We start from the raw sequence: 24,383 nt of genomic DNA, 5'->3' as shown, positions 1-24,383 counted from the left end.
CCAACGAAATTAGTAATTTTTAGGAGAAAGGTTAAAGGCGAAAGGTAAAAGGTTTTGTTTTTTCGATGCAGTATTAAGATTTATTCGGCGCTATAACCTTTTACCTTTAACCCTTTACCTTTCGACCTAACCTCACCCCTCGGGATACTTCCTGAAAATGCTATTGAATTTCATTTGCAGTACGCCAAACACGGCTTCTTTGAAAATGCCTTTTGACATTTTGGAAGTGCCGGCGGTCCGGTCGGTAAAGATGATGGGGATCTCTTTTACCCTGAAACCATGTTTAATGGTGGTGAACTTCATTTCTATCTGGAAGGCGTAGCCTACAAACTTCACCTTATCCAGTTCGATGGTTTCGAGCACCTTGCGCCGGTAACACATAAAGCCGGCGGTAGAGTCCTGGATATCTATACCCGTAATAAAACGCACGTAAACGGATGCGAAATAGCTCATCAGCACGCGGCTCATGGGCCAGTTAACCACATTTACACCCTTAATGTACCGCGAGCCGATAACCGCATCGTTATCATCTATACATGCCTGTCGCAGGCGCAGCAGGTCATCGGGGTTATGCGAAAAATCGGCATCCATCTCAAAGATATAATCGTAATGGTTGGCAATTGCCCATTTAAAACCGTGGATGTAGGCCGTGCCTAAACCCAGTTTGCCCGCTCGCTCTACAATGAAAAGCTTCTCGCCGTAATCGCGCTGTAAAGATCTGACAATCCTGGCGGTGCCATCGGGCGAACCATCGTCGATGATGAGTAAATGGAAATCGTGCACAAGCGAAAACACCTTGTGGATCATCCTTTCGATGTTTTCCTTTTCGTTATAGGTAGGTATAATTACTATACTATCCGGCACTTATCAATAATTGAAATGAGGTAAATGTAAACGGCTAAAATAACCCAATTTGTAATGGTTCGAAATAAAAAAACAGGAAAGCTTTAGCAATCCTGTAATTTTTAAGTAATATTTTCTTTACACGCTATTTGTTGCCTTAAATGCAAACGCCTTAGGCGCGTAAATATTTTATACGATAGGGTTATCGGGATGAATTTTGCTGGTATGATCGTCGCGGATATCCATACCTTTTGCCAGTACATCGGCGGCCAGGTACGCTTTTTCTTTAATGAAAGGGCTCACAATAACAAATACCACCACAAAACCGAAGCAAATGGCCACAAACAGCCAAAAGAACGATGCACCGGTAAAGTTTTTAAACATACCACCACCGGCGATGCTGTTATTTACCACTGCGTTGAAGAACGAACCGATAGAATAAGTGAAGTACCAGATAGCCGTCATGGTGCTTTTCATAGATGGAGGAGATTGCGTGTAAGCATACTCCAGGCCTGTGATAGATACCAATACTTCGCCGGCCGAAAGGATGGCGAAGGCTAATATCTGCCACCAAACCGATGGGTGCTGGCCCGCATCAACCTTCTCTTGCAACAATGCGATGATCACGAAGCTAAAGCCGGTTACAAACAAGCCAAAGCCAATTTTACGCAACGGGGTTAATTTAATGCCGAGTTTTTGTACCAGCGGGTATAAACCATAGTTGAAGATAGGGATGAACGCCAGCAGGAAGAAAGCGTTTACGGTTTGGATCTGCGATGGTAAAACCTTCCAGCCGAAGATGCCGAGGCTAAGGTCAAGTTCTTTTGATTGCAGCACCCACTCGGCACTGTTCATATCCCAAAGCGACCAGAACACCGGGATAAAGGCAAACACCGCCATAACGCGCCAAACTGCTTTTATACCGTCTACCTTTTCTTCACCATATTTCGCTTCTGCGCATTCCCATGCGGTTTTGCCGGCAGCTTTTGCCTTTCCGCCGAGTTTGCACGAAAGCGCGTAAAGGCTAACCGATACAAAGTTGTCTTTATTGATGCCCTTAGGCGGTAATTTTACATATGATTTGCGGCCAGAAAAAAAGATGAGCGTTGCCAAAGCCATCAGTATACCCGGTACACCAAATGCCCATGAAGCGCCCCATTTTTCGTAAATAACGGGTATCAAAGCCAAACTTACCATAGAGCCGGCGTTGATGCTGAAGTAGAACCAGCTGTAAATGCTGCTCATTAAATGCTGATTGCTATGATCGAACTGATCGCCTACGTTGGCTGATACACATGATTTGATGGCACCTGCTGAAAACGCGATGATGATGAGCCCGGTTTGGAAACCACTAAGAGAGGTATCAAACATCGAGAGTAAAAAGTGCCCGATGGTATAAATAAGCGAGCCGATGAGGATAACGCGGTATTTGCCAAAGAACCAATCGGCCAGAATAGCGCCAAGCAGGGGTGTAGCGTATACCAGTGTTGAGAAAGTATGGTTGATACTGTTTGATTTTGCGTTGGCTATAGCGGTAGCATCATGACTAAAAAACTGGTGCACCAGGAACACGGCCAATATGCTCCGCATTCCGTAAAAGCTAAAACGTTCGGCAAATTCGTTGCCTATAATAAAGGGTACACTTCTGGGGATGCGGCCTTTCGGCTTTTCTGATGCTATCGGGGTTTCCTGCATTATTGTTGTGGGGATAAAATTTGCGCTAAAAATACTATAATTATACTAAACCAAAATTTTATACCGAAATTATTACAGAATGGTATATCAATGATGGTTAATTGGTTTGTTTACTGCTGGATTGTTTTTCGTACCGGCACCTGGTCTCTGTCTTTAAGCGCCTGCTTTTTCGGGTCTATAATATCAACATCTTCGGGCCGGGGGATGTTGCGCATATCCAGGTTCTCTACAAATACCCATTTGCCTTCTTTTAATTTATAGCCGTCGTAACTCAGGTCGGGGCCAAAGGTATCGGGCTTGTCCTTCATTTTGGGATCGGGCGGGGCCAGGTGGTCAAAAACGATGAGGTTTTGCTCGGGCACGTAACGCAGCAGCATAGATGCCTGGCGGGTATACTCGAAAACCACACGCTTGCGGGTTTTGCCGTTGCCATTAAAAACACCCATGCCCATTACCGGTTTGTTATCCCTGTTGAAAGAGATCACATCTATCACCTTTTTATTGGAGCGAACGGTGCTACCCTTCCAGCCTAATAAAACGTAGTACGGATTGCTGGTATCTACCCGAATGATCTTATAATACTGAGCACCATACCATTTGCGGTTATTGGTAACGCTGTCTTCGGGATTTTTTAATAATGGCGAGTAATCTTCCAGGGGGTACATCACCAGTTTATCGCCGGTGTTCATTTGTATTGTGCCATAAAAGCGGTAGCTACCGTCGGCATTCATTACATGCCAGCTGATGATACGAAAACGGTTATCGGGCGCGTTGATGATGCTGACGCTTTTTACCGAATCGAAGGGGAACCGGAAGGAATTATTAACTTTTAAAGCAGATACCAGCGTAGGGATGAATTTATAGTTGGCTGCTTTGCGGGCCAGGTCGTCGGTATCATTTATAAACCGTTTACCAAGGTTAGCCAGGCTATCCTCGTACATGCGCAACAGCTTTTGATTGCCGCTGTCGTCAGAATGCTGAGCGAAGGAAACCGTGGAAATAAATAAAAAAGTAAAAGCTAAAAGGAAAACTCTCATCAATGGGTTTACAATAAAATTCACCTAAAATACAGCTAATTCCCTGTTAACGTAAATTTTCGATAATCATTGCGCTTGCGCCACCACCGCCGTTGCAGATACCGGCCGCGCCAAGCTTGCCGCCATTCTGCTGTAAAACATGGATCAGCGTAACAATAATACGCGCGCCCGAAGCGCCCAGCGGGTGCCCGATGGCCACCGCGCCGCCGTTCACATTCACCTTTGCAGGGTCTAAATTCAATAATTTATTGTTTGCTACCGATACTACGGAGAAAGCTTCGTTGATCTCGAAGAAATCAATTTGTTCTGCTGATACACCGGCTTTATGCAATGCTAATGGGATAGCTTTTGAGGGCGCTGTAGTAAAATACTCAGGTGCCTGCTGCGCATCGGCAAAAGAAACTATTTTGGCTAAAGGTTTGATGCCCATCGCTTCTGCTTTTTCTCTGCTCATTAAAACTAAGGCAGCGGCGCCATCATTCAGGGTTGAAGCATTGGCCGCAGTAACCGTACCGTCCTTTTTAAATACAGGTTTTAGCGTAGGGATCTTATCAAACTTTACAGTAGCAGGTTCCTCATCATTGCTAAATAAGGTTACTTCGCCTTTTTTATCTTTCAGTTCAACCGGGGTTATCTCATCGGCAAACTTACCGGCTGCTTGTGATGCCTGCGCGCGTTTGTACGATTCTATGGCAAAAGCATCCTGCTCTTCGCGGGTAACGTTGCAGTCTACGGCGCAAAGTTCTGCAGCCGAGCCCATGTGGTAATCGTTATACACATCCCAAAGGCCGTCTTTCACCAGGCCGTCGGTGATCTGGCCATTGCCTAAACGGTAACCGTTGCGGGCCTTGTCCAGGTAGTAAGGCACATTGCTCATGCTTTCCATACCACCAGCCAGTACAATATCGTTATCGCCGTTGGCGATGCTTTGGGCAGCCAGCATAATAGCTTTCATGCCCGAAGCGCAAACCTTGTTAACCGTAGTAGCGGGCATAAAAGGGAGGCCTGCAAATATTGCAGCCTGTGTAGCAGGAGCCTGGCCCAAACTTGCCGACAGCACATTGCCTATATATACTTCCTGGATATCGGAGGGTTGCAAGCCAGCTTTTTCGACTGCCGATTTGATAGCCACAGCGCCTAATTGTGTAGCCGATAAACTTGCCAGGCTACCCCCGAAACTGCCGATAGGGGTACGCGTTGCCGATACGATATATACTTCTTTCATAATGATGAGTGCCTTTTATATTTGGTGGCGCAAATTTATATTTTTTGTTTCAAGAATAACGCGGTGTGGATAATTTATTATGCATGCATAGTATTATGTGGCGGTTGTGAAGGCCGTAGTGATTGCTATTCACCTGCGTCAATCAAAATTGTTGGGCTAATTGCGGTGATAACCTGAAATTAGTTTGTTGAATTAATTTTAGGTAGGGGCTAAAGAACGGAATTACACCTAATTGTTTAGCTGTCAATAAAACTCCGATAGTTCCTTTTATGGGTAAACCAAGTTTTTGGGCGAGTTTGCGAGCGGCTATATCATCAAGAATAATGAAATCACAGGATATTTCGGAAGCTAAAGAAATTGCGCTGGCTTCGCCTTCGTCAACATGCTTTTGGAATTTTAAATTGAGCACCTGGTTGGCCGGCTGGATGATTACCCATTCTGGTAAAGGTTTGCCATATTCTTTTTTGATCTCCGGCGTAGTAACTATTGCGCCGAATACTTCCTTCAAGATATCCAGCGCATTGATTTTTCCAGTAATACAAAACAACTGGTATCGGTTATGATAACTTTATTTTCCGGAAGCTTTTTGGAACTCATTTAAATCTGCTGTTGCGCTTTCATCTAAATAATGCACACCGTAGTTTATCAATATCTCTGCAAAATCCCATTTTTTCATACTGCACATTTCCGCTGCTTGCCCCAATGTTAACTTGCCCGATTCATATAACTTGGCAGCAATTAAACGGACGGTTTCGTCATGTTCTTTTTCAAGCGCGTCGGGAACCTGTAATGTCATCGTCGTCATATGATATAAAGATAAGAATAAGTTTTAACGATAAAACTCCCTTTTTTGTGAAAAAGTACCAATTTTCGGGAGATTCTCGTAAGCGAATGATGATGTCCAAACTGGGGGCCAATAGTGTGTCCAATCCATTTATATTTTAAAAACTGGACGGATTAGACACCCGGATCAAATTATTCTTTTTTCTTGCGCGTGGCTTTTTTGCGCCCGTTCAGCGCCTGCTGCAGCAAATACTCTATCTGCCCGTTGGTGCTGCGGAATTCTTCGGCACCCCAAGCCTCTATCTCCTTGAGTACCTCGGGGTTTATTCTTAATACGAATGCTTTTTTCTCTGCCATTATACTCCTTATGCCGAAGCTGCTGCCGCAGCCTGTGCCTGCCGCAATAAAATTAAGTTAACACCAATCAAAATAAACAAGGGTATATTAAGCTTCACCTTCTGTGGCGAAGCGTCAACCTGTATTTTAAAAGGTGTTTTTATCCCGAAGGGTTTCTGTATGATCTGCAGTATGTCGCCCTGTGCAGCACTGGCAAGCGTTAAAGCTTTGGTAAATAGCTTTTTGTACAGATAAGTAGCTTCGAAGCCATTATCCAGCTTAAGCAAAGTGTCGCGTTTCCAGCGCTGGGGCTCAATGGTGCCAATGGTTTGGTCTTCATCCTGGTTTAGCAGCATAGCGCATTTAAACCAACCCTTGTGCTTGATGGTCCAGCGACCTTCGGCTGTCTCAATGATAGCGTACCTGCGCCAATGGCTTTTATAACTTAGCTTGCCATACACAAATTGCCCGTCGGTAAGCTCATAATAGGGGAAGAACCACTTATGGCGGGTAATAAACAGCTCGGTTGTTTTCAGCTGGTCGAAATTCCTGAAATCGTTCATCATCTTAGTGGTATAAAGTGCCAGTATTCACAACCGGGGAAACCGCGCGTTCGCCACATAACACTACCAGCAGGTTACTCACCATAGCTGCTTTGCGCTCTTCATCAAGTTCCACAATGTTCTTTTCGGCCATTTTGTTCAGGGCCATTTCTACCATGCCTACGGCGCCCTCTACGATCAGCCTCCGTGCGGCAATAATGGCCGATGCCTGCTGGCGCTGCAACATCGCCTGTGCAATTTCGGGCGCATAGGCGAGGTGCGATATGCGTGCCTCTATCACCTCTATGCCGGCGCGTTCTAAACGCTCATTCAGTTCTTTCTCCAGCATGTGGCTTACCTCTTCGGCACCGCCGCGGAGGGTAATACTGGCGGTTTCATCCTCAATATGATCATAAGGGTAAGAGTTTGCCAGGTGGCGTACTGCCGCCTCGCTTTGTATGTTTACGTATTGCAGGTAATTCTCCACCGCGAACACGGCTTTGGCTGTTTCCTTTACCTGCCAAACTATTACTGCGGCAATTTCTATAGGGTTACCCACGCTATCGTTTACTTTTAATTGCTGCCCGTTGAGGTTAAAGGCACGTAAGGAAACTTTCTTTTTAACAGTGAAAGGGTTCACCCAATAAAAACCGCCCGATTTAACCGTGCCCATGTAGTTACCAAACAGGATAAGCACACGCGACTCATTCGGGTTTACCACGATAAGTCCGCAAAGCACTACTATAATATCTACAACTGTAATAATAACCCCCGGAATCGGGCTGTGTGTAGCAAAGAAATATGCTGCTGCCCCGCCAAGCAAAAAGAACAACAACAAGGCCAAATAGCCCGAAGGCGCTGTGATAACTTTTTCAGAGTTCATGGTTTAAATGATTTAAAATGATATCATAAAGATATCAACTTTGTTTTGATAAAAACAAGAAAAAACGCATTTAACCGAAACTTATATTATTTTTGATAGGTTAAACTCGCAAATGGCAAAATTATCATCGTCGCGGCAGAAGGCATTATTGCGTAAATACGCGCTAAATGTTAAATTTTTTATGATGATAGCCAGCGTGAGCGTTATCGTTTACGCCCTGCCTAAACAGGCTAAATTTGGCTACGAATACGAAAAGGGGAGGATATGGAACCAAAAAGATCTGGTATCGCCCTATAACTTCGCCATCTTAAAAACCAACCAGGAGATAGAAGCCGACGAAAAAACAGCGCTGGCTACCGTAACGCCCGTTTATCAACTAAACACAGATGTAGGCAAGCAGTTGGTGGAAGGTTTTAAAACCGATCTGGAGATCAAATGGCATACGGCGGGCATTAATGATAAGTTTAAGGCCCAATACCTTCAAACAGGCATTTCGCTGCTTAATGAAGTTTATGCCCGCGGCATTTTTAAGCCAAACTCAAAGTATCAGCAAGGCAATCCTAATTACAAGGTTACTATACTTAATAATAATATTGCAACCGAGCGCAATACCGCCGACCTTCTCACCCGCGAAACAGCAATAGCTTACTGCGATAACGCCATAGGTAAAGTACCTTATATCGACAGGGCCTTCCTGCTGAACCTGATGCAGGACAGGCTGCAAACCAACCTTACTTATGATCTGAAGCTTACCCAAAGGCTGGAGCAGGAAGTGGTTGAAAACCTTTCCATTACCCGTGGCATGGTGCAAAAGGGAGAAACCATCATAAGTAAAGGCTCGGTTATAAATGATGAGGCCTTTCAAAAGCTGGGCTCCTTTAAAAAGGCTTTTGAGGACAACGCTCGCATCAACGGTAACCATACGCTGGTGCTACTGGGGCAGTTTTTGCTGGTTGGGCTGGTTATAACCTTGCTAATGATTTTTCTATACCTGTTCAGGCGCGATATTTATGATGACAACCGTTTGGTGAGTTTGATTTTGCTTGTGGTAACCGCTATGCTGGCCACACTATCGCTTGCTATTAAGCTGCAATGGCCGGGCAATTTGTACTACATTCCTTATTGTATTGTCCCTATTATTATCCGCATTTTGTTTGATACACGTTTGGCGCTTAATATTCACCTGCTGGTGGTATTGATAGCGGGTTTTTTTGTGCCAAACAGTTTCGAATTTGCTTTTTTCGAGATCACGGCGGGAATGGTATCTATTTACAGCATTAAAAACCTGCTGCGTCGCGAGCAGTTTCTGATTTCAGCGCTCATCATCACCTTCGCTTACTTTGTTTCCTTTATGGGGATATCGCTGGTACGCGAAGGTTCGTTTAGCGCTATCGACTGGATGGACTTCCTCCCATTTGCGGGAAGCGTGATGCTAACCTTACTGGCTTATCCATTGATCTACGCCTTTGAAAAGATGTTCGCCATTACATCAGATATCACCCTGATAGAACTGACCAATACCAATGCGCCCTTATTACGCGAGATGGCATTTAGCGCACCAGGTACGTTTCAGCATTCGTTGCAGGTGGCCAACCTTGCCGAGAATGCAATCTATTCTATTGGCGGTAATGCGCTGCTGGTTAGGGCAGGGGCTTTGTACCACGATATCGGCAAAATGCAGAACCCATTGTTTTTTATTGAGAACCAAACCTCGCACTTTAACCCCCATGATAAGCTGCCTTACGAGGAGAGTGCCCAGATCATCATCCGCCACGTAAGCAAAGGTATAGAAATGGCGCGCAAAGCTAACCTGCCCGAGATCGTGATTGATTTTATCCGCACGCATCATGGCAATACCAGAGTAGATTACTTCTACCAGTCGTTTTTAAAGAACTTCCCCGAAAAATTCATCAACGAGAACATTTTCCGCTATCCCGGGCCTATTCCTTTCTCCAAAGAAGCCGGCGTTTTGATGCTTGCCGACTCGGTTGAGGCCGCTTCGCGCTCTTTGAAGGAGCCGGACGAGGAATCTATCAGCGTACTGGTAGATCGCATCGTAAAATACAAACTGGATCAAAACCAGTTGAAAGACAGTAATATAACCCTAAAAGACCTCGAAACCATCAAAACCATCTTTAAACGGATGTTGATGAGTATTTATCACGTAAGGATAGATTATTAACGGTGAACCAGCAGCTAATCAAGAGAACTGTGAGTGATTTTCCTGAATTTTGGCCGATTTTGTGGTCTGCTTACTAAATAATTTACCACATAATCAGGCGGATAGCTAATAAGTCATTTTTTTTTTTGACACGCAGGCTGATTTGCTATATTTGCAATCCCGAAAAAAGGGATTTTATTTTTAATACCTGGTGAGGTGCCTGAGAGGCCGAAAGGATCAGTTTGCTAAACTGACGTACGGGCAACTGTACCGAGGGTTCGAATCCCTCCCTCACCGCAAGAGGGTACTTTGTAAAAATCACCAGAGGGTTGCTCGATTTCGAGCAACCCTTTTTCTTTGAGAATCAGCCTGTTAAATTCAAACTCCGGATTGATGCAAGGAGTTCTAAACATACCCTCTTTATAGGTAATACCTTGTTTGAACACCTCCCTTATGATAGCGTGCTGCTGGTTTAATGAGGAATCAGCAAAAACCTGCGGGAGATTAAGCATGTAAGGCAAAGTCAGTAATTCCTGTTGCAGGCGGTCATCCAGGTCTTCGAGATACGTAAATTCGTCTTTCAGCCTGGCCCTCTCCGCATTGAACTTCTTCATCCACTTTTTGTAAGTAGCAGCATTGATGGTATCATCGAACAGCTTTTGTTCCGCGTTTTCGATCTTTACTTCTAATGCGGTCAACTGGGTCTGCAATATTTTAAAGCGCTTGTCCTTAATGTCCAGCATACCTTTGGCCAATTGTGGCACCCGTTGTGTCAGCTTATCAATGAATGACGGTGTAAAGCTGATATAATTTAGTAGTTCTTTAAACTTATCATGCAGCATCGTTCCCGATATATTGATACCGCTATGCGGGATACACCGGTAGTACAGGTAGTATTTCGTTTTCCCTTTCGTCCAGCCTGCGGTCATTAACGTATTACAGCAGGGGCTTAACAAAACACCCTTTAACGGAAATTCATCCTTTGGTTTTGACTGCATCAGTCTTTTACTTAAACCAAGCATTTCCTGTGTCCGGTAATATTGCGATTCCGTCACAATAGGCTCATGTATAGCTTTGATAATCTTTTCCGGAATGTTGCCGCTTGCGCATACCCTAACCAATCCTGCATACAAAGGATTTGTCAATATCCTGTGCAACGCGCTTTTGCTGCTATGCGGGAAACCGAGTTCACGGATCTCCTTAAAGATCATAAAACGGGGAACACCTGCTAAGAAATCCCGGTAGATCTTCCGCACGATATAGGCTTTGGTTTCGTCTATAATCAGTATCATTTTACCGCCGGGCTGCCTGCCATTCAGGTAACCATAAGGTGCCAGGTTGATATACCTGCCTGATTCCTGCGCATGTCTGGCACTGACCTTTGCCCGCTTCCTGATGGTCAACAATTCCTGGTTCGCGATCAGATATTTAAAAGCCCTTAGCAGGAAAACCGAAGGATCAGCGGTATCAATGTCCAGCGGTTCTGTAACTGCGATCACTTTTAAACCATATTTCTTTTCGAGTGATTCAATTTTCTGCAATGCTTCCGGCAGGTTTCGGCTAAAGCGGTCATGGTCAAAGATGATCAGGTATTTTACTTTAGTCTTGCCCTTGTGATCTTTGATGAAAGTCTCCAGCGCTTTAAAATCGGCCCGGTCGAACGTGTCGCTTTTCTGGCCGTTATCAATAAACAGGTTGCCCAGTTTGATGAGGTTTCTGTCACAGTAGTCCCGGATACTTTTTTCCTGGTATTCCAGTGAGTGTGTTGACTGGTCTTTCTGGCTTATCCTGATATATCCTATAGCATCCATACTCCATTAATTTTTATGTTCATTCTTTTTTTATCATTTCATTCCGCTGTTTTGATTCATGCCTAATCCTTCTAACCATATTCTCTACAACGATCTCTGCTATTAAATTTAACAAATTATCGTCGTTATTTAAAGGCTTTTTATTGTTATTTGTTATGGTACCGCCCTTATCTGCACTGTTTTCCAGTTGGTTACCTGCGCGTATTTCGCAGGTCCTGTTTTTCAATTCTTCCATATGTATTTTATTAAAAGCACAATAATGGAAGTTAATCATCGTAAGCGATGGTGACTTTTACAGGGTGTCCCCCTCACTTTGTGACAAGTAGCTGAATATCAAAACTAAACATCGTTTTGTAGAAATCAGGTGAACAGGGTACTGGTTTAGAACACTTTTAAGTGGTTGATTACAAGTCGTTATCATCTATTTATAGTGACACCCCATATAAGTCACCAAGCGACAAATCTCAACATCCGCACTTTTGGCTAATTGAAAAACGATAGTCATGAGCAGAACATCATCACGAGAGCACACCAAATGGAAGCCTAAGATTAACGACAGGCCTGTCATCAAACGTGTTCGGGAGCATCCCCGGCACACGGTCAAAAGGCGCTTGCGCCAGTCAGTTTCACGAAGTGAAATGGACTGTTTAGACACGATCAATCCATAGCCGGTAGGCAGTAATAAAGACACAAATCAAAAGCAGAAGTGCGCGAAGCAAGCGACGGCTTTTTCCCAGGAGACAGTAAACGATAGTTTACGGCAAGATGTATTTTCGTATACACGAAAAAAATCTTGCCCTCATTCTTCGGGGGAAACCGCTGCGGAACTTGCGGTTTCTGGACACCATAAAGTATGTATTTATGAGCCGTAAAAAAGCCGAAGATCAGGACGAGTTATTGACCCATCCCATCATCATGCGGGTGACCGAAAAACAGTTTTTAAAGCTGGAACAAATATTGGCCAACAGTAACTGCCAGTCCATCGGGGAAGTTGCCAGGATGATCCTGCAAAAACAGCGCATCCTCTATTTTCATAAAGACGTTAGCATGAACGGGCCGATGGAAGAACTAAGCAGCATCCGCAAGGAATTGAAATTCATCGGTCATAACATTAACCAGTTGACTCGTAGTTTTCACGTCAGTAAGCATGAGGCGCAAAAGAACTTCTTTATCATCAAGGTGGCTGACCGTTATGAAAAGGTGGAAGAAAAAGTGGACAGGCTATTACTGATCATCTCCCAACTATCGGCGAAATGGTTGCAAAAATAATCACCGGCAAAAATATCAGGGGCTTGCTGCTCTACAATGAAAATAAGGTGGAAGCAAATAAAGCCGAGCTGATTATGGCAAGCCGTTTTGGCGGCGACATTGAACAATTGAGTTTTAAAAATAAACTTACCCGCTTTGAAAATCTTACTATGCTCAATAGCCGGGTCAAGACCAATGCCCTGCATATCATGCTGAATTTTGATACTTCGGAGAAGATAGGTACTGCAAAATTACAACAGATCGCAGCGGCTTATATGGACAAGATCGGTTTCGGCGACCAGCCTTACCTAATTTATCGGCATAAGGATGCTTCGCACGACCACCTGCACATCGTGACGACGAATATGCAGGCAGACGGTAAGCGTATAGACCTGCATAATATCGGCAGGCTATTATCCGAACCGGCGCGTAAGGAACTGGAAATGGAATATGGTTTGGTCAAGGCCGAGGGTAAGGGCTTAAAAGAAGCGTTAGGCATTAAGCCGATTGATATCGAAAAAGCGGTCTATGGGAAAACACCGACCAAACGAGCCATCACCAATATTGTAAGCCAGGTAACCAATACCTACAAGTTCAGTTCTGTTGCCGAATTGAATGCCGTACTCAAACAGTTCAATGTGGTCGCAGACCGTGGCCGGGAAGATACTTTGATGTTTGAAAAGAAAGGATTGCTGTATTCCATCTTGGATAAGGAGGGTAACAAGATCGGTATCCCTTTTAAGGCCAGTAGTTTGAACGGAAAACCGACCTTGAAGAACCTGGAAGAAAAGTTTGAGCGGAATAAGGAGAAGCGCAAGCCTTACAAAGATGATTTAAAGAAACGCATTGATAAGGTATTCCGGGGCTATACGACAATAACCAAACCTACTTTTCTCCAGGAATTACAAAAGCAAAATATCCATGCGGTGTTCCGGCAGAATGAGCAGGGTTTTATTTATGGCCTCACTTTTATTGACAATAAGAATCGCACGGTATTTAATGGCAGCGATCTTGGTAAGGAATATAGCGCCAAAGCGATAACTGAAAGGTTAGCGCTGAGCGATCAACTCAAAACTTATCTCAAACCTCAACAACAAACCCGTTATCTCAAAAAGACTGAACCGGATACCAGCTATCTCCGCGCGCCGGAACCTGTGAAGTTTTTGGAAGCCTTATTTGACAAGCCGGACTATGAACCATCGGTAAACGGGCCTCGTAAGCGCAAAAGGAAGAAGCGTAAGGGGATTTCGCAAGACAACCAATTAACACTATAAAAAGACATTCAAGATGAATACAGGGGAAGATACACAGGGTCTACGAAAGATCATTGACCTAACCAGGCTGATCAGCCTGGTTATATTAAGTATGCATTTCTATTTAACCTGTTACCAGGCATTCCGGGACTGGCATTGGACGGCAATAGTCACTGACCGTATCATTGGCAATATAGCGAAAACGGGCTTGTTTAGCGGAATGCTCAAACCAAAACTGGCCGCATTGCTTTTCTTATGCATATCCTTGCTTGGTGCCAAGGGCAAAAAGGACGAGAAAATCCAGCGGAACAGCATAATCGCCTACCTGGGTTGCGGGTTACTAATCTATTTTCTCAGCTGGCTTATTTTATACCTGTCCGCTGGGAATAGCATGGTGGCTATCTTGTATATGAGCATAACAGGAACGGGCTTCTTGCTGATTTTAACGGGTGGAACCTGGCTATCACGGCTGATCAAAGCTAACCTGAATAAGGACATCTTTAATAAGGACAATGAAACATTTCCACAAGAGGAACGATTGTTAGAAAATGAATATTCCATTAACCTGCCGGCTAAGTACAATTTAAATGGGAAAGTGCGTGATTCCTGGATAAATGTGATCAACCCGCATCGCTCAACGGCGGTTTTGGGCCTGGCCGGTGCCGGGAAAACCTATTTCGTGATCCGGCATGTAATCGACCAGCACATCCGTAAAGGGCATAGCATGTTTCTGTATGATTTTAAGTTTAGCGATTTAACCATGATCGCTTACAATGCCCTATTGAAGTATAGAAATAACTACAAGGTCAAACCTACATTTTGGGTAATTGATTTTGATAAGATCTATCACCGCTGTAACCCGCTCGACCCGCAAAGCATGGAGGACATTACCGATGCGACGGAATCAAGCCGCACCATCATGTTAGGCTTAAACCGGGAATGGCTGAAGAAACAGGGCGACTTTTTTGTGGAAAGCCCGATCAATTTTTTAACGGCGATTATCTGGTATCTGCGCAAATATGAGAATGGAAAGTATTGTACGTTGCCCCACGTTATTGAATTAATGCAAGCAGATTATGATAAACTATTTGCGGTACTGGAACAGGAGGAAGAAATCAAGGTATTGATCAATCCATTCATATCTGCCTACCATAATAAAGCAATGGCACAGTTAGAAGGGCAAATCGCATCTGCCAAGATTGGATTGGCCCGCCTGGCTTCTCCGCAATTATATTATGTGTTATCCGGCAATGATTTTACCTTGGATATTAATAACCCTGACGAGCCTAAAATTGTCTGCGTGGGTAACAATCCGCAGAAATTGCAGGTGTATGGAGCGGTACTATCGCTGTATGTGAACCGGATGTTGAAACTCATCAACAAAAAAGGTAAACTGAAAAGCAGCTTGATATTTGATGAGTTTCCAACTTTAACGGCGGACTTAATACCAACGATCAGTACTGGTAGGTCGAATTTAATTAGTGTGACTATTGGGATTCAGGATTTCAGCCAGTTGAAAAAAGATTATGGCGCGGATCATGCGGATGTGATCACAGGGATAGTAGGAAATGTGATCTGCGGTCAGGTAACCGGTGATACCGCCAAAAAGATGAGCGAGAACTTTGGTAAGATCATGCAAAACCGGGAAAGTTTGAGCATAAATAGTTCTGATACTTCAATTTCCAAATCAACGCAGTTGGATTATGCGATACCGGCGTCCAAAATCGCTGCACTTTCTTCAGGTGAATTCGTCGGCATCGTGGCCGATAACCCGGATTGTAAGATCGAATTGAAAATGTTCCATGCGGAGTTTCAGAATGACCATGCGGGGATCAAAAAGGAGGAGGATAACTATAAGCCGTTACCTGTGGTTGCCAATGTAACAGAGTTGGATATTCAGGAGAATTATAAAAGTATCAAAAGGGATATTGAACGCTTGCTGGCTGTCGAATTGCAAAAATTGGAGGGAGAACAACCGGTACACGATAAGGATGGATCAGATGAGGAAGGGTCACACCAAGCTGTTTCAATGTAGTTTAGCTACTTGAAAGATGAACGGGTACATCTAATACCCAAGACGAGAAGAAAAAAAACTATTACCAAGCACGCTGGAAGTCATTATAAAAGGTAGCCTTAGAGGCTGCCATTATTATTTCAATAATCATCAAACCTACTTGCTCAAATATTTTGGTTTTACGCTCTATGTTCCAACCGCTATACTATGAAACTGACAAATTGATTCCGTGCCAGTGACTCATCTCGCTATAAATTATACTTAGTATATAGACTTTATAGATTATTAGTTATACTTGTGCGTTGAAACTTATAAGGATACTGTTAATATAAAGAGATCATTTCTATTAATTTTAATTTATTCTTACTTTAGTAGTTAATTAACAATGGATAGCTATAGATCATACGGTGATGCTGAACTGGTTGACTTGTTAAAGTCAGGTGACGAGGCTGCATTTTCACAGATCTATAAACGACATTGGCACCCCTTATATCATCATGCCATCAAAATGGTGAAGGACGAAGATGAGGCTACGGACGTAGTTCAGGAAGTATTTACTGCTTTGTGGTCAAAATCTGAGCATATTAAATTAAATTCCTCCTTATCTTATTACCTCCATTCTTGTGTGAGGAATTACGTTCTGAATCTGTTCAACAGGGAAAAGATCAGAACGAATTATCTAGATAATCTTCAGCATACCCTTAATAAAGGCAGTAGTTTTACGGATGAAACGCTTATGCGCAAGGAGCTTTCAACAATAATTGAGTATCAAATATCATTATTGCCGGAGAAAATGCGAAAGGTTTTTGAATTGAGTAGGAATTCGCACTTATCTCATAAAGAAATTTCAATGGAACTGGCAATTTCAGAAGAAACAGTAAAAAAACAGATATATAATGCCTTAAAAATTCTTCGGTTAAAGCTTACGTCGCTCTTTTCAGTGGTATTAACGCTCTTTTTTTACCTTTTTTTTCATTTTTAGATTTTTTTCAAATTTATTTTCAGTTCATCTACCACTTCGGCCTTGGTAATTGTTCTATAGTATGTAGGTGTAATCAAACCTATGCGATATGGACAAAAACAAACATGCAAAACAACTCCTTGATCGATATCTGAAAGATCAATGTACACCAGAAGAAAAAGCTTTGGTAGAAGAGGTGTATGCGGTTCAGTTGGAGTCAACTGAAGATGAGTTTCAATACGATCTAGATTATACGGCCAAGGAAATGGAGATTTGGGATGCTGTGCATCTGAATCGAAAAACAAAAGTGGTTCGCTTATGGCCGCGCCTGACTGCCGCAGCGGCAATACTCATCTTTGCTGTATTAGCTTTTTTATGGGCGGTTAACCCAGCAGAACCAGATTTGAGGATTGCCGGTGTAAACCCCGGAATCAACAAAGCCACCCTGACTTTGTCCAATGGCCGGAGAATTGACTTGGTTGCTGCTAATAATGGTGCCTTAGCCGAAGAAGGTTCAGCATCTATCCGTAAAAATCATAAAGGACTGATCAGCTATGCAGCTGATAAATCGGGTACTAGGCCGGAAGCACCTGTGTATAACACGTTGACCACACCCAACGGGGGGTATTACACGCTGACACTTGCTGATGGTACCAATGTCTGGCTGAATGCAACATCGTCAATTAAATATCCTACCGTGTTTTCAGGAGGATCAAGGCAGGTTGAAATAACGGGTGAAGCCTATTTTGAAGTGGCGCATGACGCAGCCAGGCCATTTACGGTTATTGCAGGAGACCAAAAGGTAGAAGTGCTGGGCACACATTTTAATATTAATTCATACGCAAGCGAGCCCGGTATTAAAACTACCCTCCTTCAGGGTTCTGTACGCGTAACCTATCAGGGCCGGGAGCAGATGCTAAAGCCGGGGCAACAATCGGCAATAAAGAACAACAATATCAGCGTGTACGATGTAGAAACGGATGATGTGATCGCATGGAAAAACGGATATTTTGAATTTTCTAATACTGATATCCAGTCTGCAATGCGCCAGATTTCGCGATGGTATAACGTGGAAGTCCAATACGAAGGGCCTGTAACTACAGAAACTTTAACAGGCCGTATATCAAGGCTTAGGGATATCAGTGAAGTGCTGAAAATGATACAACAAACCAAAATAGTTAATTTAAAAGTTGAAGGAAGGAGGATTATGGTAAAAGAATAACAAACTCCATAATCCAAAAAAAAGCCAGAAGTGCGGGAACACTGCTGGCCAATACCTGGATTTTATGTCAATAATTTCTCCTATTAACTTAATTAAACCAGAAAACAAATGTATAAAAATTATACTAAGAAACTCTTCTTGCCCTATTGGTTCCTTAATAAATTACTGCTTATCATGAGATTAACCACCCTGATCTTAATAGTTACCATGATGCAGGTTAGTGCAGGGACACTCGCCCAAAAAATATCTTTGTCTGAAAAGAATGTATCGCTGGACAAAATTTTTAAAAAAATCAGTCAACAAAGCGGTTATGATTTTCTAATTAAAGGATCAACTTTAACAGGCATCAAGCCAGTTACAATCAATTTAAAAAATGTAGAGTTGACTGACGTCCTCAATATCATTTGTAAAGATCAACCGATTCAATATAAAATAGAGAACAAAAGGATCGTCATATCGCAGGTCAGTGAATCTTTTATTGATCAAGTTAAGTCTTTTTTCTCTGAAGTTACGATCAATGGCAGCGTGGTTGATGAGTCCGGGGCTCCAATGCCGGGTACAACTGTCAAGGTAAAGGAGAAGGATATCGTAGTTGTAACCGATAAAGCGGGAAAATTCACGATCACGGTTCCCAATGAAAAATCCCTACTTGTGTTTTCATTTATAGGCTTTGTCACTCAAGAAGTTCCGGCAAAAACCGGTATGCTGGTTACCATGAAACCAGGCTCCAATAAACTGGAAGAAACCGTGATTGTCGGTTATGGCAGCACCAAAAGACGGGATCTGACGGGATCTGTAGCGTCGGTTAACATGGATGAAGTCAAAGATGTACCATTTGCGACATTTGATCAGGCTTTAACGGGAAAAGCATCGGGCGTTCAGGTTGTTCAATCGGATGGTTCACCGGGTGGGGTAGCCAAAATACGCATACGCGGCGGTACTTCTTTGTTGGGTGGGAACGATCCGCTATATATTATTGACGGAGTACAGGTACAGGTGCAAAATAATTATTTAACTTCTGCTGCCGATGTGGTTAGTCCTGTCGAGCGTGGAGGCAGCGATAATCCTAATAATTCCGTATCGGGTGCTTTTGCCAGGGCGCTCAATAGTTTAGGTGGTTTGAATATCAACGATATTGCCTCGATCGACATTTTAAAAGATGCATCCGCAACTGCCATTTATGGCTCTAAGGCCGCGAATGGCGTCGTGATTATTACAACGAAAAAAGGGAGGTACAATCAAAAATCAACCCTTGAGGCTAATTACTATACGAGTGTAAGTGTGGCCCGAAAGGAAAAACTACTGAACAGAGATCAATATATGATGATCCTGAAGGAAGGAGCAACCAATTTAAATGCAGCCCGGGCACTCAAAGGGCAGGTGCCGGATGGTGCTGCAACAAGCATATTAACCGATCCTAACTTCTTTGAAAACGGGAATACAGATTGGATGAATCTGGTGTTGAGAAAAGGTATCACCCAAAATGCCGACGTTTCTTTAAGGGGAGGCGGTGAGGGTTCGCGTTATTACACCTCGTTGAGCTATAATAAAAATGAGGGCGCCGTACTAGGGACAGATTTTACGAAGATCGCCGGAAAGATCAGCCTGGATAATGATATCACGAAAAAATTCCGGATCAGCACCAACCTTGATTACGCGTTTTTAGGAAATAACGTTACGAATGGCGTTTACACACAGGCCATGTATGCTCCGCCTACAATGAACCCGTATAACGCAGACGGAAGTATCAAGGTGATTTCCTCGGCAAGTCTGGGTGCTTTTGCTTACCAAGGCTTTCAGAACCCATTATTTCTATTGTCAGGTAAAAATGAAACCAGTACGGTTTCCCTGATTGGATCAGTCACGGCAGAGTATGATATCCTCAAGGAATTAAAGTTCCGCAGTTCGGTCGCAGTGAATTACAATACATACAACCAGAACAATTACGTGCCGAGCACAGTTTCTATTGCGACTCCAAACGGTTCGGGAAGTTCAAATAATGGAACTGCTACTCAAGGGCAATCCCAAAACGTTAATGTTTTTTATGAAAACACCATAACATGGGATAAACAATTCAATAAAGACAACCATCTAACGTTATTAGCTGGAACCTCCTGGCAGATCAACAAGAGTAAAGCATTTACCGCAAGTGGCCAAGGATTTCCGGACGACACCTATTTGAATAATTTGTCATCAGCGGCAGTTACGTTGCCGTCAACTGGAGTTTCGGGCCAAAACTCGCTGCTCAGCTTTTATGGTCGGGCGAACTATTCGTTATTTGATAAATACCTGTTCACATTTACAGGGCGCTCTGACGCGTCTTCCAAGTTTCCGGCGTACAATCGCGTAGGGTATTTTCCTTCAGGTGGTGTCGCATGGCGGATTTCACAGGAGAAATTCTTAAAAAATGTAACCTGGATTGATGATATCAAATTGAGAGCGAGCATTGGTTACACCGGTACCCAGAACATCGCTGATAATCTGTTCTATACCTTGTATTCACCAGTTTCTTACGCGGGCATTAATGGGTTGTCGCCATCACAGTTAGGTAATAGCGATTTGAAATGGGAATCCACCCTGCAGAAAGATGCTGGTATCGATATCGAATTATTTAAATCACGCCTGCGTTTAGGGGTTGGTTACTATAATAAAGTTACATCTGGTGTTCTTTTTCCAACAACAGTTGCCAATAGTTCGGGTGCAAGCACGGTAACGGCCAATATAGCAACAATCCAGAATCGCGGTCTTGAGTTCGAACTTTCAGGTGATTTTATCAAGAAGGAGGATTTTCAATGGTCTGGGTCGTTAAACGTTTCAGGAAACCGTTCGAAAGTTTTGGCATTACCAGTTAATATTGGCAATCCGACTGATCCGTCGATGTACATTTATGGTAACACCGTACTTCAAGTAGGTCAACCCTTAGGATTACTTTATGGAAAGGTATTTGACGGAATTATCCAAAATCAGCAAGAATTAGATGCCTACAAAAAGGCAAGCTATTATGGGGCTTATGCTTTGCCCTACACCGGTATTGGTGACGCCCGTTTTAAAGGGGACGGAATTCCTGTCGCGGCCGGTTTTACGCAAAGTCTTTACGCGAATGATGTCATAGGTCACGCTGAACCTCGTTTTTATGGTGGCTATAATAATACACTCACCTATAAAGCATTTACCCTGGCTACGCTGGCTACTTTTTCACAAGGCGGCGATATTTATTATTTAGCTGATATCCAGAATATGGACCTGTCGACTCGCACTAACAAAGGGGTGCGAATCCTTGACCGCTGGACTCCTGAAAATCCTAGCACCACGCGTCCACGTTTGTTATTGGGACAAAGCAGCTTCGCTAACGCATCAAGTGCAAACGTCTATAAAGCATCGTATCTTAAAATCAAATCCGTAACGTTGAGTTACCAGCTTCCTAAAAGCATATTGAACAAACTGAAAATTAGTAAGGCTTACTTGTACGCCTCGGCTACCAACTTATTTACGTTCACCAAATATCCTGGTGCCGATCCTGAAGTCAGTAATGACCCTTATAGCTTAATTGGTGGCTACAGCGATTCAGGTGGCTATCCAACGGTTAAACAATACAGTTTTGGTCTTCGTATCGGATTTTAATCAAAAAGACATGAAAAAAATATTCACATATCTCATCATCTGCTTCATAGCGGTCGTATTTTTCGCCTGTAATAAAGACCTAAGCGCTCCGCCGAAAAATGCAAAGGTTGAAGGCAACACTATTATTGATCAATCAACGGCACAAATTGCTTTAAATGGCGTGTATTATAATTTTGCATTTGCTACGGCAACCACAACCGGCTGGCAAATGCACGAGGTTTTTCCTGCGAGCCTTGCAGGCTATATACATTTCGGATTTGGTAATTCCCCGAGTGACCTGAACCAAAACAGCATTTTCGCGGCTAATCCTAACTACTGGTTAGAGAGTTATCAAACTATTAACGCCGCAAACGGTTTGATAAAGGGAGTTAATGACTTGGCAGACGGCAAATTCACCGCTAACCGTAAAGCAGAAATGATCGCCGAAGCGCATTTTTTACGTGCCTACTCCCATTTCAAGATCCTTAATTACTATGGCGAGTGGTACAAGCCCGATAGTAAGCTTGGCATCGTATTGAGAGATGAACCCTCAGTTTTGTCAGCTATCCCAAAAGCGCGCAGCAGCGTTAAAGATAGTTACGCCTTTATTATCAGCGATTTGGACGATGCAATTGCTAATGCGCCAGTTACTAATCCGGTTTACTACGCGACAAAATGGGCCGCTATGGCGATGAAAATACGGGTGCTAATTTGCAGGGGCGGCACAGGCGATTATGCTTCTGTAATTAGTTTGGCAAATACCATTATTCAAAGTAGCCCTTATGTACTCGAAGCTAAACAGGAGGACGTGTTTCATACCAAGGGTTTAGCAAGTAAAGAGGTGATATTAGGGATACAGCCACAAGCCTTGCAGGTGTCGTACCCTTACAATAAAAGTAGGCAATACTATCCCTTAGCTTCTAATTTATGGACCGCATCACAAGCCCTACGGGATATTTACGCTAATGATCCGCGCTTAACCTGGATGATCGGAACACCAACTCCATATATTGCTTATTCGCCCGGTACGAGTTATTTTATGAAGTATATCTTACAAGGTGGAACTCCAAATACCTTATCTGAAAGCGATTACGCCTTACGTTTAACAGAGGTTTATCTATTAGAAGCCGAGGCTCTTGTACGTTCAGGGGGTGATATGGCAACTGTAAAAATGTTGGTTCACACCATACAATCCAAGGCGGGTATAACTGCTACCGTTAACAATACCAATTACCTTGCTGTAGAGAGTGCCAATACAGCCGATTTAATGCTAATGGAAATTTATAAAGAGACGGTACGAAGTCTTATAGGCGAAGATGGTGCTGAATGGAATGCTTTGCTCCGCTTGCCGTTGGCTACGGTTCAACAGATTAAGCCAACTATCACTTCACAAAATCTATACATATTCCCGGTACCACCAAGCGAGTTTCTATACAATCCGCTCTTTGGCGATCAAAACCCGGGTTATATCAAAAATTAAAATTCACCTTCTACAAGGGAGTGTCTTGATGCTCCCTTGTAGAAGGTCAGTCATTGGTTATCAATACACTTAATTCAGTTTTTATGAAATGGAAAATGTTATGCGCTGCGCTATTGTGCTTACTCATGCAGGAAGGCTTTGCACAAGTTGTAAAGCAATATGTGATCAGAGGCACCTTCAAAGGCATCCCGACTGGGAAAATACAATTATTAGCATCCAATCTGAGTGACAGGACCAGTAAAGCCGTTGATAGCGGGATAGTCAAGAATGGTGTTTTCGAATTGAAAGGAATTGTAAGCACTCCTCAAATGATGACGCTCAATATTGTGCCCGGCAACTGGCGCTTTGATATTTTTGTCGAAAATGCCGCTATAACTGTTACTGCCGATACCGCCGGTGCAAAACACTATGATTATACGGCGTATGGCATGGGTAAAATGGCCAATATTATCAAGTTCACAGAAACTGGCTCCAAGGTTTATGATGACTGGATGGCCTATCAAAATGATCCGGTGCAAAAACAGTACCAAGGTATTTTCGGGAAGTTAACCGAAAAATTAAAAGCTACCGGCAAAGATATCAATGCACAATATAAGGTGCGTGGCGAGATGGATTCGGTAGGACATCTCCAGAAGACTTGGCAAAAGGCAAAGATTGAGCGCTACGTTGACGAAAATCCATCGTCTGTCGCCGGAGTATATATGTTTTACAACCTGCATTTGTTTAGCAATCAGATGCCTTATACCACGTTTGGGGAGATGTTAAGCAAATTTACAGGTGAGGCGAAAGCCTCCATTTACTATCAAAACATGCAGTTTGAATTAAGTAAGCAAAAAGCGGTGCAACCCGGCAGTATCGCTCCGGACTTCACTTTACTGAAAAGAGACAGCACTGCATATACCCTGTCATCGATGCGCGGGAAATATGTGATGATCGACTTTTGGGCAAGCTGGTGCCATCCATGCCGAGAGGCGATCCCGCATTGGAAGGCGGTTTACCAAAAATATCACGATAAAGGGTTCGACATCATTAGCGTATCTGACGATAGCAAATGGAAAGACTGGAAAAAGGCTATGGATGATGAAAAAATGCCATGGGTTCAGGTTTGCGACGAGTTTCCTGTCAAAGGCATGCCGGCACGGGTGGGAAGCTTATATATGACTCATACTATTCCACATTATGTATTGCTGGACAAGGAAGGTAAGATTTTGGTTTACTCGGCTGATGAAACTAAAATAGATGAGAAGCTAAAGGAATTATTTAAAATTTTTTAATTAAAAATTACTACT

General features: G+C 43.3%; 19 protein-coding genes, 1 tRNA gene and 1 pseudogene. 10 read left to right on the top strand and 11 right to left on the bottom strand.

Features of this window, described 5'->3' with window-relative positions:
* Positions 1 to 132: 132 nt before the first annotated feature.
* From IDJ77_RS22580 to IDJ77_RS22540, 9 genes are all read right to left on the bottom strand, one after another.
* Positions 133 to 864 (bottom strand): polyprenol monophosphomannose synthase, encoded by a 732-nt coding sequence (locus IDJ77_RS22580; RefSeq protein ID WP_191191249.1) that lies wholly within the window; start codon positions 862 to 864, stop codon positions 133 to 135.
* A 168-nt stretch (positions 865 to 1,032) separates the two neighbouring features.
* Positions 1,033 to 2,538, bottom strand: coding sequence for a POT-type proton-dependent oligopeptide transporter (locus IDJ77_RS22575; RefSeq protein WP_191191248.1), 1,506 nt, complete (start codon positions 2,536 to 2,538; stop codon positions 1,033 to 1,035).
* Between the two features lie 110 nt (positions 2,539 to 2,648).
* Positions 2,649 to 3,575, bottom strand: coding sequence for a hypothetical protein (locus IDJ77_RS22570; RefSeq protein ID WP_191191247.1), 927 nt, complete (start codon positions 3,573 to 3,575; stop codon positions 2,649 to 2,651).
* A gap of 46 nt (positions 3,576 to 3,621) precedes the next feature.
* Positions 3,622 to 4,800 (bottom strand): acetyl-CoA C-acyltransferase, encoded by a 1,179-nt coding sequence (locus IDJ77_RS22565; RefSeq protein ID WP_191191246.1) that lies wholly within the window; start codon positions 4,798 to 4,800, stop codon positions 3,622 to 3,624.
* A 142-nt stretch (positions 4,801 to 4,942) separates the two neighbouring features.
* The gene (locus tag IDJ77_RS22560) at positions 4,943 to 5,347 is read right to left on the bottom strand and encodes a DUF3368 domain-containing protein (RefSeq protein ID WP_191191245.1); all 405 of its coding nucleotides are present in this window, start codon (positions 5,345 to 5,347) and stop codon (positions 4,943 to 4,945) included.
* A 21-nt stretch (positions 5,348 to 5,368) separates the two neighbouring features.
* Entirely contained in the window at positions 5,369 to 5,596 is a 228-nt protein-coding gene (locus tag IDJ77_RS22555; RefSeq protein ID WP_224751199.1) for a UPF0175 family protein, read from the bottom strand.
* Between the two features lie 179 nt (positions 5,597 to 5,775).
* Entirely contained in the window at positions 5,776 to 5,940 is a 165-nt protein-coding gene (locus IDJ77_RS22550; protein ID WP_191191243.1) for an Arc family DNA binding domain-containing protein, read from the bottom strand.
* An 8-nt stretch (positions 5,941 to 5,948) separates the two neighbouring features.
* A complete protein-coding gene (locus IDJ77_RS22545; protein ID WP_191191242.1) occupies positions 5,949 to 6,485 on the bottom strand; it encodes a hypothetical protein in 537 nt (178 codons plus the stop codon).
* A gap of 1 nt (position 6,486) precedes the next feature.
* Complete coding sequence (locus IDJ77_RS22540) at positions 6,487 to 7,344, bottom strand: SPFH domain-containing protein (RefSeq protein WP_191191241.1); 858 nt, start codon at positions 7,342 to 7,344, stop codon at positions 6,487 to 6,489.
* 112 nt (positions 7,345 to 7,456) lie between these two features.
* Here IDJ77_RS22540 and IDJ77_RS22535 point away from each other — a divergent pair, with 112 nt between their 5' ends.
* Together IDJ77_RS22535 and IDJ77_RS22530 are read left to right on the top strand one after the other, a co-directional pair.
* Positions 7,457 to 9,526 (top strand): HD family phosphohydrolase, encoded by a 2,070-nt coding sequence (locus IDJ77_RS22535; RefSeq protein WP_191191240.1) that lies wholly within the window; start codon positions 7,457 to 7,459, stop codon positions 9,524 to 9,526.
* Between the two features lie 189 nt (positions 9,527 to 9,715).
* Positions 9,716 to 9,802 (top strand) — tRNA-Ser (locus tag IDJ77_RS22530).
* 731 nt (positions 9,803 to 10,533) lie between these two features.
* Here IDJ77_RS22530 and IDJ77_RS28065 read toward each other — a convergent pair.
* Positions 10,534 to 11,316 (bottom strand): annotated as a pseudogene (locus tag IDJ77_RS28065) (recombinase family protein); the annotation flags it as partial.
* Between the two features lie 19 nt (positions 11,317 to 11,335).
* Entirely contained in the window at positions 11,336 to 11,551 is a 216-nt protein-coding gene (locus IDJ77_RS22515) for a hypothetical protein (protein WP_191191239.1), read from the bottom strand.
* Positions 11,552 to 12,177: 626 nt separating this feature from the next.
* Between IDJ77_RS22515 and IDJ77_RS22510 the strand changes: the two genes are divergently transcribed.
* From IDJ77_RS22510 to IDJ77_RS22475, 8 genes are all read left to right on the top strand, one after another.
* The gene (locus tag IDJ77_RS22510) at positions 12,178 to 12,585 is read left to right on the top strand and encodes a mobilization protein (RefSeq protein WP_191191238.1); all 408 of its coding nucleotides are present in this window, start codon (positions 12,178 to 12,180) and stop codon (positions 12,583 to 12,585) included.
* Positions 12,570 to 13,838 carry a relaxase/mobilization nuclease domain-containing protein gene (locus IDJ77_RS22505; RefSeq protein ID WP_191191237.1) on the top strand — a complete coding sequence of 423 codons (1,269 nt, stop codon included), beginning with the start codon at positions 12,570 to 12,572 and terminating at the stop codon, positions 13,836 to 13,838. Before IDJ77_RS22510 ends, IDJ77_RS22505 begins: the two co-directional genes overlap by 16 nt.
* Before the next feature lie 13 nt (positions 13,839 to 13,851).
* Positions 13,852 to 15,852 (top strand): conjugal transfer protein MobC, encoded by a 2,001-nt coding sequence (mobC, locus tag IDJ77_RS22500; protein WP_191191236.1) that lies wholly within the window; start codon positions 13,852 to 13,854, stop codon positions 15,850 to 15,852.
* A 364-nt stretch (positions 15,853 to 16,216) separates the two neighbouring features.
* Complete coding sequence (locus tag IDJ77_RS22495) at positions 16,217 to 16,813, top strand: RNA polymerase sigma factor (protein WP_191191235.1); 597 nt, start codon at positions 16,217 to 16,219, stop codon at positions 16,811 to 16,813.
* An 88-nt stretch (positions 16,814 to 16,901) separates the two neighbouring features.
* Entirely contained in the window at positions 16,902 to 18,014 is a 1,113-nt protein-coding gene (locus IDJ77_RS22490) for a FecR family protein (protein ID WP_191191234.1), read from the top strand.
* A 108-nt stretch (positions 18,015 to 18,122) separates the two neighbouring features.
* Positions 18,123 to 21,635 carry a SusC/RagA family TonB-linked outer membrane protein gene (locus tag IDJ77_RS22485; protein WP_224751198.1) on the top strand — a complete coding sequence of 1,171 codons (3,513 nt, stop codon included), beginning with the start codon at positions 18,123 to 18,125 and terminating at the stop codon, positions 21,633 to 21,635.
* Positions 21,565 to 23,094: a RagB/SusD family nutrient uptake outer membrane protein gene (locus IDJ77_RS22480; RefSeq protein WP_191191233.1), complete on the top strand. Its 1,530-nt coding sequence runs from the start codon at positions 21,565 to 21,567 to the stop codon at positions 23,092 to 23,094. The genes IDJ77_RS22485 and IDJ77_RS22480 overlap by 71 nt, the downstream gene beginning before the upstream one ends.
* Positions 23,095 to 23,177: 83 nt before the next feature.
* The gene (locus IDJ77_RS22475) at positions 23,178 to 24,368 is read left to right on the top strand and encodes a TlpA disulfide reductase family protein (RefSeq protein WP_191191232.1); all 1,191 of its coding nucleotides are present in this window, start codon (positions 23,178 to 23,180) and stop codon (positions 24,366 to 24,368) included.
* Positions 24,369 to 24,383 lie beyond the last annotated feature (15 nt).

Origin of the sequence: Mucilaginibacter pankratovii, assembly GCF_014773265.1 — a bacterium.
In the GTDB taxonomy this organism is placed as follows: domain Bacteria; phylum Bacteroidota; class Bacteroidia; order Sphingobacteriales; family Sphingobacteriaceae; genus Mucilaginibacter; species Mucilaginibacter pankratovii.
Note: the sequence above shows the minus strand (reverse complement) of the source record. Positions and strands in the feature narration are given on the sequence as shown.

Coding starts and splice junctions, on each gene's coding strand:
- IDJ77_RS22575 (WP_191191248.1), bottom strand. CDS start 2,538: ATGCAGGAAACCCCGATAGCATCAGAAAAGCCGAAAGGCCGCATCCCC.
- IDJ77_RS22570 (WP_191191247.1), bottom strand. CDS start 3,575: ATGAGAGTTTTCCTTTTAGCTTTTACTTTTTTATTTATTTCCACGGTT.
- IDJ77_RS22565 (WP_191191246.1), bottom strand. CDS start 4,800: ATGAAAGAAGTATATATCGTATCGGCAACGCGTACCCCTATCGGCAGT.
- IDJ77_RS22555 (WP_224751199.1), bottom strand. CDS start 5,596: ATGACATTACAGGTTCCCGACGCGCTTGAAAAAGAACATGACGAAACC.
- IDJ77_RS22550 (WP_191191243.1), bottom strand. CDS start 5,940: ATGGCAGAGAAAAAAGCATTCGTATTAAGAATAAACCCCGAGGTACTC.
- IDJ77_RS22545 (WP_191191242.1), bottom strand. CDS start 6,485: ATGATGAACGATTTCAGGAATTTCGACCAGCTGAAAACAACCGAGCTG.
- IDJ77_RS22540 (WP_191191241.1), bottom strand. CDS start 7,344: ATGAACTCTGAAAAAGTTATCACAGCGCCTTCGGGCTATTTGGCCTTG.
- IDJ77_RS22535 (WP_191191240.1), top strand. CDS start 7,457: ATGGCAAAATTATCATCGTCGCGGCAGAAGGCATTATTGCGTAAATAC.
- IDJ77_RS22515 (WP_191191239.1), bottom strand. CDS start 11,551: ATGGAAGAATTGAAAAACAGGACCTGCGAAATACGCGCAGGTAACCAA.
- IDJ77_RS22510 (WP_191191238.1), top strand. CDS start 12,178: ATGAGCCGTAAAAAAGCCGAAGATCAGGACGAGTTATTGACCCATCCC.
- IDJ77_RS22505 (WP_191191237.1), top strand. CDS start 12,570: ATGGTTGCAAAAATAATCACCGGCAAAAATATCAGGGGCTTGCTGCTC.
- mobC (WP_191191236.1), top strand. CDS start 13,852: ATGAATACAGGGGAAGATACACAGGGTCTACGAAAGATCATTGACCTA.
- IDJ77_RS22495 (WP_191191235.1), top strand. CDS start 16,217: ATGGATAGCTATAGATCATACGGTGATGCTGAACTGGTTGACTTGTTA.
- IDJ77_RS22490 (WP_191191234.1), top strand. CDS start 16,902: ATGGACAAAAACAAACATGCAAAACAACTCCTTGATCGATATCTGAAA.
- IDJ77_RS22485 (WP_224751198.1), top strand. CDS start 18,123: ATGTATAAAAATTATACTAAGAAACTCTTCTTGCCCTATTGGTTCCTT.
- IDJ77_RS22475 (WP_191191232.1), top strand. CDS start 23,178: ATGAAATGGAAAATGTTATGCGCTGCGCTATTGTGCTTACTCATGCAG.